The sequence below is a fragment of the Vibrio sp. ED004 genome, assembly GCF_023206395.1.
GTDB lineage: Bacteria > Pseudomonadota > Gammaproteobacteria > Enterobacterales > Vibrionaceae > Vibrio.
In genome coordinates, this window is the sequence record NZ_CP066150.1 from 702815 (window position 1) to 719793 (window position 16979).

15 protein-coding genes are annotated in these 16979 nt (G+C 43.3%); 6 read left to right on the plus strand and 9 right to left on the minus strand.

All coding sequences use genetic code 11. The features are described 5' to 3' along the window. Window positions 1-29: 29 nt before the first annotated feature. Entirely contained in the window at window positions 30-920 is an 891-nt protein-coding gene (locus tag ITG10_RS20635) for a DMT family transporter (RefSeq protein ID WP_017630101.1), read from the minus strand. Window positions 921-1075: 155 nt separating this feature from the next. Then, window positions 1076-2074 (minus strand): porin, encoded by a 999-nt coding sequence (locus ITG10_RS20640; protein WP_248387113.1) that lies wholly within the window; start codon window positions 2072-2074, stop codon window positions 1076-1078. Between the two features lie 377 nt (window positions 2075-2451). Here ITG10_RS20640 and ITG10_RS20645 point away from each other — a divergent pair, with 377 nt between their 5' ends. Beyond that, complete coding sequence (locus ITG10_RS20645) at window positions 2452-3471, plus strand: succinylglutamate desuccinylase/aspartoacylase family protein (RefSeq protein ID WP_017630103.1); 1020 nt, start codon at window positions 2452-2454, stop codon at window positions 3469-3471. A 338-nt stretch (window positions 3472-3809) separates the two neighbouring features. On the opposite strand, the gene ITG10_RS20650 is transcribed toward ITG10_RS20645, so the two are convergent. The 5 genes from ITG10_RS20650 to ITG10_RS20670 form a co-directional block, all read right to left on the minus strand. Continuing rightward, window positions 3810-4529, minus strand: a complete 720-nt coding sequence (locus ITG10_RS20650) for a DsbA family protein (RefSeq protein WP_017630104.1) — start codon at window positions 4527-4529, stop codon at window positions 3810-3812. A 119-nt stretch (window positions 4530-4648) separates the two neighbouring features. Beyond that, the gene (locus ITG10_RS20655) at window positions 4649-5218 is read right to left on the minus strand and encodes a protein disulfide oxidoreductase (RefSeq protein WP_017630105.1); all 570 of its coding nucleotides are present in this window, start codon (window positions 5216-5218) and stop codon (window positions 4649-4651) included. A 3-nt stretch (window positions 5219-5221) separates the two neighbouring features. Beyond that, entirely contained in the window at window positions 5222-7285 is a 2064-nt protein-coding gene (locus ITG10_RS20660; RefSeq protein WP_128644347.1) for a protein-disulfide reductase DsbD domain-containing protein, read from the minus strand. A gap of 95 nt (window positions 7286-7380) precedes the next feature. Continuing rightward, entirely contained in the window at window positions 7381-7857 is a 477-nt protein-coding gene (locus ITG10_RS20665) for a hypothetical protein (RefSeq protein ID WP_128815165.1), read from the minus strand. Between the two features lie 367 nt (window positions 7858-8224). Beyond that, window positions 8225-8473, minus strand: a complete 249-nt coding sequence (locus ITG10_RS20670) for a hypothetical protein (RefSeq protein ID WP_017630108.1) — start codon at window positions 8471-8473, stop codon at window positions 8225-8227. Window positions 8474-8725: 252 nt separating this feature from the next. Between ITG10_RS20670 and ITG10_RS20675 the strand changes: the two genes are divergently transcribed. Together ITG10_RS20675 and ITG10_RS20680 are read left to right on the plus strand one after the other, a co-directional pair. Beyond that, entirely contained in the window at window positions 8726-10330 is a 1605-nt protein-coding gene (locus ITG10_RS20675; RefSeq protein WP_017630109.1) for a mechanosensitive ion channel family protein, read from the plus strand. A 164-nt stretch (window positions 10331-10494) separates the two neighbouring features. Then, on the plus strand, window positions 10495-11328 hold the full coding sequence (locus ITG10_RS20680) for a RecX family transcriptional regulator (RefSeq protein WP_248387115.1): 834 nt from the start codon (window positions 10495-10497) through the stop codon (window positions 11326-11328). Between the two features lie 22 nt (window positions 11329-11350). On the opposite strand, the gene ITG10_RS20685 is transcribed toward ITG10_RS20680, so the two are convergent. Continuing rightward, the gene (locus ITG10_RS20685; protein WP_017630110.1) at window positions 11351-12145 is read right to left on the minus strand and encodes a LuxR C-terminal-related transcriptional regulator; all 795 of its coding nucleotides are present in this window, start codon (window positions 12143-12145) and stop codon (window positions 11351-11353) included. A gap of 259 nt (window positions 12146-12404) precedes the next feature. On the opposite strand from ITG10_RS20685, the gene ITG10_RS20690 reads away from it, so the two are divergent. The 3 genes from ITG10_RS20690 (at window position 12405) to ITG10_RS20700 (ending at window position 15034) form a co-directional block, all read left to right on the plus strand. Continuing rightward, window positions 12405-13325 carry a DUF3187 family protein gene (locus ITG10_RS20690; RefSeq protein WP_026084168.1) on the plus strand — a complete coding sequence of 307 codons (921 nt, stop codon included), beginning with the start codon at window positions 12405-12407 and terminating at the stop codon, window positions 13323-13325. Window positions 13326-13480: 155 nt separating this feature from the next. Beyond that, the gene (locus ITG10_RS20695) at window positions 13481-14521 is read left to right on the plus strand and encodes a hypothetical protein (RefSeq protein WP_017630113.1); all 1041 of its coding nucleotides are present in this window, start codon (window positions 13481-13483) and stop codon (window positions 14519-14521) included. A gap of 201 nt (window positions 14522-14722) precedes the next feature. Beyond that, the gene (locus tag ITG10_RS20700; protein ID WP_017630114.1) at window positions 14723-15034 is read left to right on the plus strand and encodes a hypothetical protein; all 312 of its coding nucleotides are present in this window, start codon (window positions 14723-14725) and stop codon (window positions 15032-15034) included. Window positions 15035-15129: 95 nt separating this feature from the next. On the opposite strand, the gene ITG10_RS20705 is transcribed toward ITG10_RS20700, so the two are convergent. Further along, entirely contained in the window at window positions 15130-16977 is a 1848-nt protein-coding gene (locus tag ITG10_RS20705) for a M3 family metallopeptidase (RefSeq protein WP_017630115.1), read from the minus strand. Window positions 16978-16979 lie beyond the last annotated feature (2 nt).

Consider the following 16979-nt stretch of genomic DNA (forward strand, 5'->3'; position numbering starts at 1 on the left):
GGACAGTAGAACTATTTATTTCATCGACTTTAAACTTTCTTAACTTTCGTCGGTTTTTTCGTTTCCCAATGGGTAATGAACGCAACAGACGCAATGATAATCGCAGCCCCTAGCCATAAACGACCTGGTGGAACCCAACTGAATACCAGCCAACCAGCCAAGACATTAAGTGGTAATTTCGCGTGATCAAACGGTTGAACGAAAGAAGCATCAGCCACCGAGTACGCTTTTACAATAGCCCACTGAGCCAATGCTGTCATAACACCGATAACGATTAAGATAGCCCAAATAGTGCCGCCACTTGGCATTTGCCAATCAGGAACGGCCAGTAAGATGTTAAATGGTGTAATCAATAGCAGAAGGTAAACCACCATGGTTGAAGGGCTGTCTTGTGAAGAGAGCTTTTTCACCATCAGTGAGTAGCATGCCCAGAAGAAAGCTGCACCAACGGGTAGCAACGTCGCCCAGCTAAAATCTTCAGCCCACGGTTCGAGAATGACCATAGCACCTGCAAAGCCTGCCAAGGTTGCACCCCAACGAGCTGCGCCAACTTTCTCTTTTAGGAAGAGACCAGAACCTATGGTTGCAAACAGTGGCGAAGTCATAAGAAGGGCTATGCCTTGCCAAATCGGCACAGGGTAAGCCAGAGCCCAAATCCAAAGTTGGATACCAATAACTGATAGGAAGACACGGAATACGTGTAGCTTGAGATTATCAGTTTTTAGTGCGCGGCGAATTCCTAACGTTTTCAGGTAAGGAAGGATAGCGAACAATGCGATTGAATACTGAATGACGGCAACGGTAGTAGAAGTCAGTCCGAAATGAATGCTAGCGATTTGAGTTAGGCTGTTGATCAAAGCAAAGGCTAAACCTGCGGTTAGCATCCAGCTAGCGCCTTGGATCGGATGGTGTTGTGACATGATGCTTCTAATTATTTGATGTGGTTCACCTATGATACGGATTTAACACCACTTAACCAGAAAAAGCATTGATGAAGTTAGTCAGAATATTTGAATATGAAAAAAGGTTGAGCGATTGCCCAACCTTTTTAGCACTTATCTAAAGTAAATTTAGATTAGAAGTCGTAGCGTAAACCTAAGCGAAGAGAGTCTTCACTTTGTTTTTCTAAACCTGCAACTTTAAAGTCGTCTAGGTTGTTTAATTGGTAAGCAACGTATGTACGGATAGATTTGTTGAACTTGTAAGTACCAGTCAGCTCAAAGAAGTCAGCTGTGTCTACAGTTAAGTTCTGTGTCACGTCTTTTTCTTGTTTTTGGTACAAACCTGCCAGTTCAAATTGGTCTGTTAGCTTGTACTTAGCAGCAACTTCCACACCAGAGAACTCAGTTTTTGCTTTGTCGTCTAGGTCACCCATTGTGTAGGTAGCACCTAGGTATAAAGCATCCATTTTGTAGTTAATACCAGCAATCAATGCTGTAGCTGAACCATTACCAGTACCGTTGTCGTTACCTGAGTAACCAAGACCGAAACCTAAGCCCATAGGTAGTGTATAAATGCCAGAGATACCGTAACCGTCAGTATCTTTGTCTTCACCAGCAATCAAACTTGCTTTAAGAGAAAGTGCGTCTGCGTCGTAAGCGTATACAAACGTGTTATTGATTTGCTCGTCACCTGCATTGATGAATGCTTTTTGGTCACCAGAGTAGATAGTAACATCCGACATTTCTGATATTTGAGCTGCAGCTGTATCTTGACGACCTACTGATACTGCGCCGAAGTTACCTTCAAAACCTGCATACATGTAACGTTGCTTAAAGTTTTCAGTCTTACTGTTATCAGCAGAAGATTTTACGCTTTGTTCTGCTTCGTAGAAACCAAAACCAGATAGGTCGCTAGTGATTTCTGTAGTACCACCAACATTCAAACGAAAACGGCTTTTGTTTTCCATTGTACCTTCGATTTCTTCACCACCTGAACCAATGAAGTCACCACGGAATTCAGCACGACCGCCAATCTTAAGCTCAGTACCGTCAGAGCTGTAAACTGTTGCTGCTAGAGATGAACCTGAAACTAGTGCTGCTACCACTGCAGAAGCTAGAACTGCCTTTTTCATAATCACTTACCTTGTATTTTAAAATCCGTGAGCAATGCGCTCTCCGTTTCGATATGAAGCTAATTTAGAGCAGATAAATTAAGCTTTCATTTCTATAAAATTACATTTCCGTGAATAGGGAACTTTTTTAAATGTTGATTTTATTGCACTTTTATTTCATTTGGCTGAGTGGCTTGTGAATAATTATCTAAATTGGAAGTTTTAGAACAGCCATTTGTGCAAGTTTCACTTTGAAAGAGGTGAGGATGTTATGAGTGAGTTTTACGGGCTGAACTGTACTTGTTAAATCGATTAACTGCTTGTACTGGTTAAGATATCCTCTATGATGCAAAAACTTACAAGAGAATAGATTTTGCTCAACAAGATGGAGTAGTTGGATGAAAACAGAGTACTTAGGCGATGTTTTACAAGGTAGACAGGTTATTGGCTCCTTGAATGTTGAAGACTTACATGTTGGAGAGCATCAGTTTTGGTTTCAAGTGACCAGTGATGGACTCGGCCAACCTAAAAACATGCCGGTTTCTGTTTTCAAAGGCAGCCAAGATGGCCCTAAGTTGATGATCACAGCAGGTATTCACGGCGATGAACTGAACGGTGTATTGGCTGCTCAGCAAATTATCAGAGATTTGGTGGGAAAAACACTGAAAGGTACGGTGACAATTGTACCTACGGTGAACTTATCCGGTTTGTTAAATCACAGTCGTGACTTCATCTCTTCCGATCCGGGTTCATGCCCTGCAAATCTCAATCGCCTCTTTCCCGGTGATGCTCACGGACTAGCAGCAGAGCGCTTTGTTGCGTCACTTTGGGAGCGCTTACTCAAGCACAATGCCACCTTCGCCGTTGACCTTCATACCCAAACTCGCGGTGCAGTATACCCACTTTATGTGTTTGCAGATTATCGGATAGAGCAATGTTTAAACATGGCGAGGCTGATGCAACCCGACTGTGTACTTAATGATCCTGGCGACCCTGGAATTCTTGAAACGGTTTGGAATCGCAGTGGTATACCTAGCATCACCGTAGAAGTAGGGATGGGGAAGTTCACTCAACCTGACATGATTCAAAGAGCGGTAGACGGCGTTTTGAATATGCTTTCCTATTACGAGATGCTTGAGGTCGATGGACAAGATCCGTCAGAGGAAAAGCAACTGCCGAGCATGGATTGGATTGAAGGTAACAATGTCGTGTCTATTCGAGCTGATATTGGTGGTTTTGTACTGCCTCAGGTCGAGCTTTTGCAAAGCGTGGAGCAAGATGATCTGTTAGCCATTCAATATGATGCGTTCGGCAATGAATGTCGTCGTTATCATGCGCCATCTTCTGGTCGTGTACTCAGTTATAACGTGGACGCATTAAGAGAGCCGGGGGCGTTGGTGTGCCGTTTATTGAGCTAGTAATTAGTTAGATGGTCGCTAGGTTTGCTATTTGAAATGCCCCAAAAAAGACCGAGCTAGGCTCGGTCAAAGGACAGTTGTCTAGAGTTAACACGTCTTGGACTCGTCGACAGAACTGTTTTTAGAGTAAATAGGATAAATTAAGAACCCATTGCGAGATGGTGACACTTCGACTGCTTTTTTGTTTCAAAACGATTATTTCAAATCCTGACCTGAAATCGTTGTATCTTAAAATCTAGTATTCAAAGCCATAAAAAGCCTACTGCGGGTTAACGCAAGTAGGCTTTATCAATTTCGTCTTCAATTTTAGCTAAGGCTCACAACCTTAGTAGATTGGATTAGAAAGCGTCATCCACAATGTCTTTTAGTCGGTCGTAAGGCACATACCCCGGTAATACCTGACCATTCATCATTAGCGTTGGTGTACCTGTTAAGCCGAGTGCGCTAAAGGTTTGGTGGTTAGTCATTAACGTGTTGCTTTGTTCTGTCGTTGTCTCTAACTGCGCTTCAGTACCTGTTTTTTTCGCTACCGCTTGCAGTGACGATTTTGTGTGACTGCCGCTTTTCGCCATCAGTAATCGATCGACTTCAGGGAAAGCTTCTGGGTTGTCTTTCCATACTTTCATCGCGTATAGCGCTGCATTGGTATTAAGGCCGCTCACTTGTTGCTGCTTAAACGACAGGTAGACATTGATGATCTTGATGTCACTGTTTTCAGAGGCTAGTTTAACCAAGCCTTTCTCCAAGCGTTTACAGAAAGGACAGTTGTAGTCGGTGAAGTTGATGATTACCGATTTGCCGTCAGGGTTACCCGTTATTGGGTGAGCGTCATTGTTGTACAACCAATCATGGCTTTCTGCTTGTGCTTTCTTCGCTTGTTCTTGGCCGGCCACATACTGCTCTAGGCTGGTATGCAAACCCGATATAGTCGAAGGGTTTTCCTTCAGAAACTGATTAATTTCTTCAAGTTGTTGGGTTTGTTCTTTGCTTAGTTCAGCGAAGGCATTGGTGCTCATTAGTGAGCTTAAAATCAGTGCGCTAATCAGATGTTTTTTCATGTTATTTGTTCTCTAATTCTTGATAATCGTGAGCGCTCATTAGGTCACGCTCACGGTATTATTGTTTGTTAAATTGGCTTAAGTCGGTTCATTTGCTTGGCTTTTTCTTGGTAAGCGAGTTATGCAAAATAGGTTCTTAACCACAGCCCGATTGGAGAAGTCACGCCAGTTGCGATACTGCTGATCTTTCCGTCTTTGATGATGACGATACTTGGAGTGACATTGACGCCCCAACTTCTGCTGATTGCCCCAGAAAGATCATTGATCACAGGGAAGTCATACTCTTTTGCATCCAAGTAGCGTTGCACTCGTTCATCGGGTCCTGATGAAAGGGCGACCGTAACGACTTGGTGAGAGTCATTGAAGCTATTGACGGTTGGACTCACGAATTTGCACGCACCACACCAAGTTGCCCAAAAATAGACAATGACGGGCTTACCGTTTTTACTGAGCTCGATAACATCAATATCCTCACCTTGCAGTGACTGACCCACGATTGGAATCGCATCTCCTTTAGGCATGCTTCTGCTGTGATAAAAATCCATAGCAAACGAAACCAGGCCAACGATCAGTATCATTGAGACCAGTTCCTTTCCCCACTTCTTAAGACGACTTGGCTTTCTAGCATCACCTTTTATAGGCTGGTCTTTGGTCGTGTGAGGCTTCTCTTCATTGTTGGGAGTCTTCATCACTTATCTCGCAGCATCGATGGCTTGAACGACAGTGTCACTGTCCAGAATCACGGGCAGTGGAATACCGCTTTTATAGCTTGGGCCATACACGATATTAAATGGCACACCAAATCGTCCGTTACTTTGTAAGTATTGAGTGACGCTTTCACTTGGTGTTGTCCAATCGCCTTTCATCAAAACAATGTCTTCTTGTTGCAGGTGGCTGTATACAGGATCTTGAAGAATCACGCCGATCTTGTTCGCCTTACAGGTGATACACCAGTCAGCAGTCACATCGACAAATACGGTTTTACCTTCATCGACCAATTGAGGAATTTGTTTCGCATCCAGCTTTTGCCAAGCAAGATCATCAACGATAGGCGTTGCCCAGTTATCTGCAGTAACACTGCCGACAATAAGAGCTGCACCAAACATCAAGGTAGTGGTTGCCATGATAGGTATGAGTACTTTACGTCCCAATTTCATGCCAATCCAAACCAGTACTGAAATCACGATAAACAGTGACAACAAGATGGTTGGAAACTTGCCAATGAATGGGCTAAGTAGGCTTGTTAACCACAGGCTGGTGATGAACATCATTAAGCCAAATACCAGCTTAACCTTGAACATCCACGCGCCCGGCTTTGGTAGCAGTTTGGTGAGGCTAGGGAACAGCGCGAAAATTAGCCAAGGTGCACTCATACCAATACCAAGCGCGATGAAGATAGCCCACAACTCTTGGTAGCTTGCGCCCAGCGCGTAAGCCACGGCGGTACCAAGGAACGGAGCACTACAAGGCGTTGCTAACAGCGTGGCAAACATACCTTGAACAAAGTGACCTGAGTATGAGTCATCGCCTTTGGTTGCCATCCAAGTGTTTAAACCCGATGGCAGTCTGAACTCGAATAAACCAAGTAGGTTAATTGAGAACAGTAGGGTAATGATCAGCATAAACCCAATAAACCAAACGTTTTGGAATTGGATTCCCCAACCAATCGCATTACCGCCCATTTTGAGCACTGTCATGCCTAAGGCTAATAGCGCAAACGAGGTGATGACACCCATCGCCGATGCTAGGAATGAGATTCGGATGTGTCGGTTTGATGCTCCTTGATTTTGAATGATGCTGTTTAGCTTCATTCCTAATACAGGTAAAACACACGGCATGATATTAAGGATCAAGCCACCAATTAAGGCAAAGCCAATCATCGCAATAAAGCTGGTGTTACTTGATTGATAGGCGATAGGCTCTGAGCCAACCTGAGCAGTCATCTCTTCAGCAAAGTTAGTATCTGAAACCGTGACGCTAACGGTGCGATCCGTTAAGTCGACGTCACCAATCCAGTTACTCACATCGAAAACGGCCGTCATTGTGTTGTCTGTGATATGAATGGCTGGCTGAGAGAAGAAGTCGTCAATTACTTCTTGGCCATCAATCAACACCATCGGCTTATCCCAGCCTTCTATACTTGTTAGCTGAGTCACCAGTTGCTGCTTGCTCTTGTCCCAAAACAAGCCATTTACTGAAGTTCGGTTTGCTTCGCGCGGTGACTGGCTCATGCCTTGATTGAACAAGAACATGGCTTCTTCATCGAGCTCTAATGTTTGTGGGTCGATCGGCAGTTCGATGTCGTAATCGGTTAACACACAAATATTCGTGCACGACGGAAAAGTGAACGAAGCCTTGAAGATGGCTGGCTTAGTGTTGTCTTTCAGTGTGAGTGTGACCGGAAAGCTGACGTGCTTTTTGTAGCCCAACGTCATTACGTCTAGCTGCTCGTAGTACTTCGGAATTGGCCAATGCCACTCTACCGACTCAATGTTTGTTGAACCAGACCAGTCCCAGCTTGGAGGTATGCCACCTTCGCCTGGGCTGCGCCAATAGGTTTTCCAGTCGCCGTCGAGCACGACATCCAGCACGGTTTGAATCTTAGAACCGTCATCCGACTGTTCACCTGTCGACATCATTCGCATTTTGACCGGTGGGTGTTCAGGCACGCTGAGCCAGCCTGTAGTCTGTGCTAAAGCATTAAATGATGTCATGACCAAAATGGCAGTGACTAAAGTTTTCGCGCATGTACGCATGCAGAATGCCAATGAATCGACAAACTTAGTTAGTAGTGTGTTGTACACAAATGTATCTCCAAAAAATAAATAAAAGGGTGGAATAGCCCGGTTATTTACTCTCTAAATATACAGTGCTTTAGGTGTAGGCGGTGTTTTGTTGGTCGAGTAGAGCGATGGTTGTCTCTAGATAATCTCGATATATGAGGTGAAAGGCTGAATGCGACAGCAATAAATAAAATGAAAGGGATCAACCAGCCTGTTTTCGGCGTGGCGAAGATGAGCATTTTTGAGCTCAGGTCACAGGCGCTAGAATTCGGTGCCGTCAGTGATTTAGACGCATCTGAACCAAAAACGCTGACATAAAGCTCAGACATTTTTTTAAATGAAGCGATAGTCGCTTGTGGGTCGCTGGTTTCAGAACCTATGTGTGTTGATTGGCTAACCGAAGCCTTAGAAAACGTCACTTTATTTGCAGACAGCGTACTTGCCAAACAAGTTACGATAACCAGTCCGGTAAGAAGAAGCGCCCAAAGCGATTGCTTTTGTTGGCGGTTCTGTTGGGATAAAGAAAGTAGCGATGTATTCAGCAAATCAGTCAGTAATCGAATCAGTTAGTATTTAAAACGGGTTAGAAGCAGGCTAGCTTAGATAACTTTGCTGCGTGCCACAAGTCATAAAATTGTCAAAGTCAAAGGGGCACATAAACGCCAAACTCAGAGGCTAAGGCATCGCATTTTCACTTAAGTTCATAATAATCTGTTCTTTTTTTCTATTCGCTGTTTTGTTGACCAAAGCCGTGACTTCCCTTGAGCAGTATATAATTAGCAAAGGTGTTCGATTGAATAAAAAAGAGCGATAAAACAGAGACAAAAAAGCCCAACCGTTCGTTAGGAACTCGATTGGGCTTCTTTCGCTAGCATTGAAGTTCAGAACTCCAACGCCTTCTAATGGGTAATCTTAGTGACTACGACGTGGGCCGTTACGCACTAGGTCTTTACCATTTTCAAAGACTTCTTGAGTGATCCAACGAGCAAGTAGAACTTTGTGGCTGCTGTTGAATACAGCAACGAAGTGACGACCATCTGAATTATTGGTTGCCATGCCTACGCCTTCAACCCCTTCAAGGCCCAAACCGCCAGCTTCCACTGAAATTAGGAATTTTTCTAGCTCTTCTAGAGACTCAATAACATCAAGTTCGTTGTTCATTTTTCTATTCTCTTGCTGTGAGCCAACATCGGATTCAAGGCATTTTAATGCATGTACCTAGGTGAAGATATTGGCCGTTGTTCTTTGTTGGTTGCGTACTCTACAGGTCATAAGAGGGGATTGGAACTCTCAAATATTAGATGCGGACTGATATTTTGCGAATTTTTAACACAACATACCTTTAAATGCTTGTTATCCATATTCTTTTTACTACTATTTATAGGGTCAATTTAGACAATAATAGGAATTAATATGATGAAGGTTTGGCGTTGTCTATTGTTAATGTTGGCGTTTGTCGCATTTGGAAGTTATGCACAAAGCGTCGAGAAAATAGCACAAGTACAAGATCAGTTGATGCTCGATTTGGCAACACTAGAAACGGCGCACGATGCTGAGAAACCCTTTCTTGAAGATATATTAAGGCGTAAGAACCAAGGCTTGCGCGAAGATATATTCACCCAGTTATCATCCGATAAGAAAGAAGAGCTCAATATTGTTCTTGCTCAGCAGGTTGAACTATTACAAAAATTATTGTCATTGAATGATATTAAAATCGTTTCAATGAGCAAAGAAAACCGTTCGACAGAGGGTGATGCTAAGAAACGTCTTGAGCTTCGCATTCAAAAACGAATCGGGATGATGGATGTTTATTATCAGCAATTGGCTAAGACACTCGACTGGTCAAAAGAGCGTGGTATTGATGTAGCCGTCCCTGAAGCTGATCTCAAAACGGCGCTGGTGGCTCGTTCTAAATATCTGACTAATGCCATTCTTTACACTGATACACAGCGACAAGATCTTGAAGCGCGCCTGTCTTTCGTGAATGAAGAAGAGAAAGCGGTCATTAAAAAAGAACTGGAACGCTTCAGCGAACGTACCAGCGTTATGGTGGCGAGCTTAGAAGAAACCATCACCTTGATGGAACCGTTTGGCGTCGATGTGACCTCTTACAAGCGTGTGCTACTAGCAACGACGGGCGACATTAACGCCGATGTATTGGATGTCGATGTCGCACTAGAGCTACTAGACGGTTGGCTACGTTCCTTCAGTTCATGGGCTTTTGAAAATACCCCTTCTTTTATCGTTAAACTCGCTCTGTTTCTCGGTATTTTGTACGTCACTCGCCTAATTGCTAACGTAGCTCGTAAGACGGTTCGCAAGAGCGTTTCGCACTCTAAAATGGACTTTAGTGTATTGATGCAAGACTTCTTTGTATCAATCGCATCCAAAGCGGTCGTGTTTGTTGGCCTGCTTATCGCTTTGTCTCAAATAGGGATTGAGCTAGCGCCGCTATTAACAGGTTTCGGTGTCGCGGGTGTCATCATTGGTTTTGCATTGCAAGATACGCTGTCTAACTTTGCGTCTGGTTTGATGATCTTGATTTACCGTCCTTACGATGTCGGTGACATGGTAAAAGTCGCGGGCGTTCAAGGCACAGTAAAAGACATGAGCTTAGTATCGACAACGGTTCAAACCATCGATAACCAACGCTTGGTGATCCCGAACAACAAGATCTGGGGTGACGTTATCAATAACATCACGGCAGAGCGCGTGAGACGTGTGGATATGGTGTTTGGCATCGGTTATTCAGATGACATCGATAAAGCAAAAGCAGTATTGAACGACATCATTATTGCGCACCCTCTAGTGCTTAAAAAGCCTGAGCATATGATTAAGCTGCATACCTTAAATACGTCTTCTGTAGACTTCGTGGTAAGACCGTGGGTTAAGACAGACGATTACTGGGATGTATATTGGGATGTGACGGAAACTGTGAAGAAACGCTTTGATGAAGAAGGCATCACGATTCCATTCCCGCAACGAGATGTGCATATTTACAATCACGAAGAGAGTTAATTCGTCTAAAAGTCGATTTTTTCATGTGACAATCAAATGGACGCCAAATAGGTGTCCATTTTTGTTGGAAGCCAGTTTATCTGAATCTCGTTCTTTTATGTCACTCCACGCTAGTCAGAATTGCGTTATCATGGGGCAGGCTCAGTCTGGATAGTTGAAATCGAATGGATGATTCACAGCAAAACCCAAAAACGAGAAATACAACGGTAAGAAAAGCGACGCGAATCGAAAGTGTCATGAACTCGGCGATGTGGCATTTAACCCAGAGGGACATGACGGAAAGCGAGTTGATTGCGAAGTTAAAAGTGAAAACGGACAATCAAGATTGGATCAATGAAACCTTGAGCAACTTGAAAGGTTACGGCTATCTTAAATCCGACCAAGATTTTGCTGAGCAATTCGCAGAACAAGCCTTCTTTGGCGAATTTGGATCTCGATACATCGTAGAGAAATTGAAGAAGAAGGGACTCTCTGATTCGATTATTGCTGATGCTATTCACAAGGTTTCTTCAGAAAAAAATATCGACGAACAAACTATATTGATAGAGCGAATCAACAACTACTATACAAGCTTTACCATGAGCCGTGAAAAGTTGGTCGCCTCACTGCAAAAACGTGGCTTCAGCTATCAACAGGTCAAAGTTGCCATCGAGCAGCACCCACAAGCGCATGAACTGAAAAGCAATATCCAAATCAAGGCCGACAAAGCGGATTTGGAGAAGGAAGTGCTCAAGTATGCTCGCAAAGGGAAAGGCTTAACCGCTATCCAACAAGAACTTAGACAGCGACAAATCGATACCACTGAACTTTCAACGTTGATCGACCGATTGATCAATGAAGAGCAATTGGACTTTTACTCTTCTTGTTTGGAACAGCTTCAGAAAAAATCTTATGACCTTAACGATCATAAGGAACGCTCAAAGGCTTACGCCATGTTGAGCCGCAAAGGCTTTTCATCCGATGAGATTAAATTCGCATTAAGTGAAGGCAACGAATAAGCCAGATACAGACTAAATAAGCTTAACGAGTGGTGTGTTGGTTTTCAGTGATGCCTAATCCGTTACGTAAGGCGAACTGCACTAACTCGTTGTGATTATTGAGCTCCATTAGCCCAAGCATTCTGTATTTATGGGATTCAATGGTACGTGGGCTCAAGTGCAACCTATCGGCACACTCTTTGGCGGTAAACCCCTGAGCAATAAGAGAAAGCACGGTGGTTTGCTTCTTCGTCAGTAACAGCAATTTATCGCTATCATCTTCCCACAAGTTTTCGCTTTGATTCAGTGTTCTCGCTAAGGTTGAATGCTGCCAATAACAAAGCCACATTTCACAGACTAGTTTCAGGCGTTTGATGTCTTCGAAACCCAAGGTGGTTTTGTTGTCATGAAAGTTGGTAAAAGAGAGAGCGCCCCAGCGTTGATTGAACAGTTGCAGAGGGATAATACAGTGCCATTTTCCACCTTGTTTATGTATTTGACTCAACACATCGTTTTGGCTGATCGCGAGTTGTGCCTCTGAAAACTCCAAGTAGGTTTCGGACGTTTTAAGAAGTTTTAGATATTCAAGGTGGTTACAACCAACAAAGTCTCTTTTGTTGATTGAAGGGATGTGCGATTTGGAAACGGAACAGGTTTTCCCATCTTCCAGTAACACCATCGAATTCGGGTAAAGTGTGAGCCTATCAATATCGAACCAGTCTAGAACATCAAAGCTTGCTGTGGACCAAGTCGCGTTAAAATCCCTTGGGTCACTATTGATCAAAGTTGCAGACTGACTCATCAACAATTGCTCAAAGCTCTGGTTAGAGGCGTTCACATTTTATCCTTATTAAAAATTTGGCTATTCATTCACGCGGTGAAGATATTCGCTAACTCGTGGCAGCGCAAGTTAACGGGATAAGATAACTAAGGTGTTCTTAATTCTCTTTTTTTATAACACTTTGTTCTATCTATTCTAGTCAAAAGCAGTACATTTTCTGCATAAATCAGCCTGTGATTTTAAGAGAATCGGACGTTTTATATCATCGAGCAGAACCGTGATAGCGTTTAGAGTCTTACTCACTTCATCCATACTGATCCTCACTTTTCCTAGCGCCATAGCGTCGCCAATGTTTGTTTACGCTCAGTCTCCAATTCATTCAAACGTTCTCTCAACTCAGCTGCGTTCTGCCCAACCGAATAGAGCCGGCACTATAGAGTTCAAGTCATCTTATACACAGGCCAGTATATGGGCTCATACGGAAGCCTATTCTCTAGACTACTACCAAAACCAATCCAATATTGCTGTTGAGTGGCAAGCGTCTCCCATTTGGAAAACAGAACTGGATTATCGTGTCGTCACTGCCAAAGATAACGGCTTAGATAGTTTTGTGATGGGGTTTCATGACCTATTTGGCATTGGGCAGAATGGACGTGATGAGGTAGCAGAAGATCAATTCACCATGGATTTTCATAATGCTGGCGTTCATGTCTCTGATTTTGAAGGTGATGACTTAACCAATGCACTGACTTTTTACAATGAGCTGTTGCTGTATTCCAGAGGGCCTATGTCGCTCTCTGCTGGTGGTTCTTTGTATTACAACAACGTAAGAATTGGCCAATTTGCGAGAACAAGTTTTGAGCAAGGCATTCAACTTAACTACAGCTATATCACACCCAAACACAGTATTTTTTCGACCGTCGGTTTAGTGCATCGAAATGGCGATAATTCTTTTGTTGGCCTAGAAGACTTAAGTTTTGAAAACGTAAGCGCGAGTTGGGCGATAGGGTATGAGTATCGACTGAATCAGCGTCATAGTTTGCTTATTGAATCTCTCAACTATCAAGGGTGGGCGAGCAACGATCCAGATTTTTCTGAACCTTCCAACGAAGTGGTCGTGGGTTACCGTTATCGCCTACATCAACTTGCGATTGAGGCTTTGATGATCGAAAACATCCGTAACATGGACAACAGTACCGACATCGGGTTTACGCTCGGGTTGCGTTTCTCAATATAAAAGCCATATCAACATATCATTATGTAATTTAATTCATCAAAGCTATAAAATTTCAGTAAATTTACGGTATATCAATAACGTGATTTTTTGAACAATAGTGCCACTCCAAAAGGCCGGACTAACAAGGCCGAATCAATATATAGGTAGTGGTAACCATGAAAAAAACATTAGTAGCACTTGCGATTGCAAGCATTTCAACTTCAGCATTCGCTGTAAACACAAGCAGCCAAAACAGCCAGAATGAAGAGATGTTTGCTTTTGATTCTATGCACAAAGATCAATTCTCAGTAGCAGGTTCTTTCGGTGTTGGTGGTTACTACGACACAGGTTCTAAAGCATTTTACGATGATTGGGCGACAGGCCTAACGCTTGCGGTAAGTTACCGTAACAACCGTTTTGTTGGTTACTTCGAAACTGACATGATGCTGAACTACACAACTGACAATAACGTTGCAGCGAACGACGCAGCGACATCTGCTTGGGTGAACGGTATTGATACTGGCCCTGCGACAGACGTAGATAAAGCGTGGTTAGGTTTCGACACTGGTTACGGTATCGCTTCATTTGGTTGGGAAAATGACACGGCGCTAGATAAAGTCGATGGCGCAGGCGACAACACTTATGAGTTTGGTGCTTCTGCTGGCGATGCTTCTGATGCATTCAACGTAGTTAAGTTCCAAGGTGCAACAAGCGGCATTGCTTACGGTATCTCTTACTTTGAAACGAAAGATTCTCGCAACGATGATAATTTCGACAAAGGTGTGAACGGCTACATCGGTCTAGAGCAAGAAGTATTCAACCTATACGCTGGTTACGAGAACCGTGACTACGAAGATGATTTCGAAGTTTACACAGTGACAGGTAACGTTAAAGTTGGCGCGCTTAAGTTAGGTGTGAACTCTTGGATTGAAGAGAGTGATTCTGAGAAAAACACAGGTTACTACCTATCTGGTGGCTTCACAGTTTCTGAAGACCTAACGCTTGCTGCTGGTTACGCATCTAGCAACAACGAACTTGACGGACAAGCGGATGTAGATGCTTCTTACATCAACATCGCTGCAATGTACCGTATCGCAGAAAATGCAGACATGGGCATCGATATCAAACAAGACATTGAAGGCTCTCGCATTGGTTCTACTGGTATGCAATACGACGAAGAAACACACGTATTCGCCGCTGCTTACTACTACTTCTAAGAACATAAGTAATTCTAAGAGCTTAAATTTACTTAAGAACTTAAGCCCTTAGAACTCAAATACTCGAAATTGAACGCTATGGTGTAATTGCTGCCCGGTCTTTACACCATATTCTCTTCTTTGTGCGGCTTAAGCATCCACTGTTCGACATGTGGTATGCCACTCAAGTTTGACGAGTGGATTATTATCTGGAGAAATACAATGGTTAAGAGCATGACTGGCAAGGGTGTCATTTATGGCAATGACACCCTGTTTACGTGTAAACCTAATCGCAATGGATTGTTTGAATTAGCACGTAAGCACGGAAGAGTTGCTGGTACTCGCCCGCAAGATTCGCAAAACAAGGTGTACGTTGAATCTCTAGATGAAGCGTGGGAGCTACTTAAAACTGAGAAGTTTTATATTGTTTTGACGGGGCAGGTGTACGGCATCCATAGAAAGTCTTTGAGAAGCATTGAGTCAGTTGATATTGAGTTTGATACCGAAATTCTGTCAGCTTGCGTTTCGATGTAGTGCCAAGATTTAAAAGAAAAGGACGATGAAATATCGTCCTTTTTGTTTTTTGCTTCTGATTTTTGAGCGTAAGGCTTACTTAACTCGCCCGCTGATTATCGTCCGTATTGTTCTACAATAAATTGCTCAAAATCATCACACATCTGGTCATTCGACTTTGCGTTGTTCGCTAATTCAGTTGCACCATCAACGATCGATATCTTCGCATTTAAATCAGCTACTTGTGCACGTTCACGAGAAGACAGTTTTTTGATCTTTTGCTCTTCAATCGCCCATGCCTGTTCTGGTGATAAGTTACACTCGTCAGCAAGGTATTTGGCATTGAAGCCTTCCCCAGTAAGGCTTTGTATTGTCCCGTTATGGTTCACGCTATTGCCTTGATGCCAATAGTGCTCAGCCAACAAAGGCCCGATCTCTGGGTTATCTGTTAAGTAGCCAAACTTCTCGGTGAAATATGCACGCGTTTGGTACACCGCCATATGAGCCAATAAGTAACCTTGATATGCGCAAGATGCTTCATCAGACAATAAGTGCGGGATCGCCATCAGTGGGCGAGGGCTGCAATCTAATCCTAGAATCTTCTTTTCACTGCTGCGAGCAAGCGCCGTGATCTTTTCAGGCGTCAGATCTTCATCAGCCATCTCGTATAGAGCTCGCTCAAAATACGGAACCACGAGAATGCTGCGTTCTTGGTAAGCGCGGAACGGTTGTTTGTTATCAATGATGGCCTTTATTAATTCATCTGGTACAGCTTGGCCTTCTGAATTAAGCGCGTACTGTTTTAGCCAATCAGCATCATTCAACAAGCTATCGCAGAACATCGATTGAGTTTCCGCATAAGCCATTGACGTTGGGGCGAACTCTTGAGAGAAACACGGAGCGTTCATTTTTACGTTGGCAAAGTGCGCAGCATGACCACCTTCGTGGAACAAGGTGTTAATCCCGTCATAACCACTACCTATTTGATCGGGTTTAGCATTGCTAGTGAGGTTCACTTGAGCGGCAACCCATTCACCTTGATCATAGAAAGAAGGGATTGGTCCATGACAGAAGCCATTTGGGTATTTTCCTTTGCGATCAAGCAGGTCCAATTTCAATGTTGCTTGAGAATATTCGATGTTCAGTCGGCCGAAAGATTCTATCCAGCGTCTCAGTGATTTTGAAAAGGGAACATAAGGGTCTAAGTCATTCATAACGTCACCAGCAAAAGAGTAGGTAAAGTTATGCGCTTCGAGTGCACTTGTGCCTTTCTGCTTAGCTAAGTTCGTTAGACTTTTTTGATGGCTATCGCGTGTACGAGCTTCAAAATCATACAGAATCGTAAACAGTTGCTCGGTCGTCATCTGTTCAGTTTTCACGACGGAGTAATCAAAAAAGGTCTTAAAGCCAAGTGATTGAGCAAATTGATTACGCTTTTTGATGAGCTCAATGAAACCATTAGCCAGAAGCCATTGCTCAAGTCCTAATAGTGTTTGATGCGCTGATAGCCTCACTTTTTCATTGTTATTCGTTCTTACTGTTGAACCTAGAACCGGTAACGATCCTTCTGTTTCCTCACCCGCTTCATTAACGTATGTCATCACGTGATTCTGTTTTTTCTCAAACAGCTCTGCCTCGAACTTGATGAGATCTGCTTTTAGCGCCTGAGATTGTTGGGATTCGATAGCGTGAGATTTAAAGGTCGCTAACCAGCCATTCAGCCCTGTTAATGTGCTCTCTTTTTCTTGAACGTCTTGAATCTCGTCAATGGCAGAAATGTGCTTTTTTATAGCCGTAATTTGTTCAGCTGCACTAAGAAACTCGGTCCACTGAGTTTGCGCTTGTGTCGAGCCATCATGGTCGTCACTTATTCCCATGTAAGTATCCCAAAAGAAGTCTTCTTTTGCTTTATGAGTCGCAAGATACTTTTGATTCAATTCGTTGAGATAGTTCGTAGCAGTCATGA

Bases quoted from the DNA above. Each gene is read 5' to 3' on its own strand.
- ITG10_RS20635 (WP_017630101.1), bottom strand. From the start codon at position 920: ATGTCACAACACCATCCGATCCAAGGCGCTAGCTGGATGCTAACCGCA.
- ITG10_RS20640 (WP_248387113.1), bottom strand. From the start codon at position 2,074: ATGAAAAAGGCAGTTCTAGCTTCTGCAGTGGTAGCAGCACTAGTTTCA.
- ITG10_RS20645 (WP_017630103.1), top strand. From the start codon at position 2,452: ATGAAAACAGAGTACTTAGGCGATGTTTTACAAGGTAGACAGGTTATT.
- ITG10_RS20650 (WP_017630104.1), bottom strand. From the start codon at position 4,529: ATGAAAAAACATCTGATTAGCGCACTGATTTTAAGCTCACTAATGAGC.
- ITG10_RS20655 (WP_017630105.1), bottom strand. From the start codon at position 5,218: ATGAAGACTCCCAACAATGAAGAGAAGCCTCACACGACCAAAGACCAG.
- ITG10_RS20660 (WP_128644347.1), bottom strand. From the start codon at position 7,285: ATGCGTACATGCGCGAAAACTTTAGTCACTGCCATTTTGGTCATGACA.
- ITG10_RS20670 (WP_017630108.1), bottom strand. From the start codon at position 8,473: ATGAACAACGAACTTGATGTTATTGAGTCTCTAGAAGAGCTAGAAAAA.
- ITG10_RS20675 (WP_017630109.1), top strand. From the start codon at position 8,726: ATGATGAAGGTTTGGCGTTGTCTATTGTTAATGTTGGCGTTTGTCGCA.
- ITG10_RS20680 (WP_248387115.1), top strand. From the start codon at position 10,495: ATGGATGATTCACAGCAAAACCCAAAAACGAGAAATACAACGGTAAGA.
- ITG10_RS20695 (WP_017630113.1), top strand. From the start codon at position 13,481: ATGAAAAAAACATTAGTAGCACTTGCGATTGCAAGCATTTCAACTTCA.
- ITG10_RS20700 (WP_017630114.1), top strand. From the start codon at position 14,723: ATGGTTAAGAGCATGACTGGCAAGGGTGTCATTTATGGCAATGACACC.
- ITG10_RS20705 (WP_017630115.1), bottom strand. From the start codon at position 16,977: ATGACTGCTACGAACTATCTCAACGAATTGAATCAAAAGTATCTTGCG.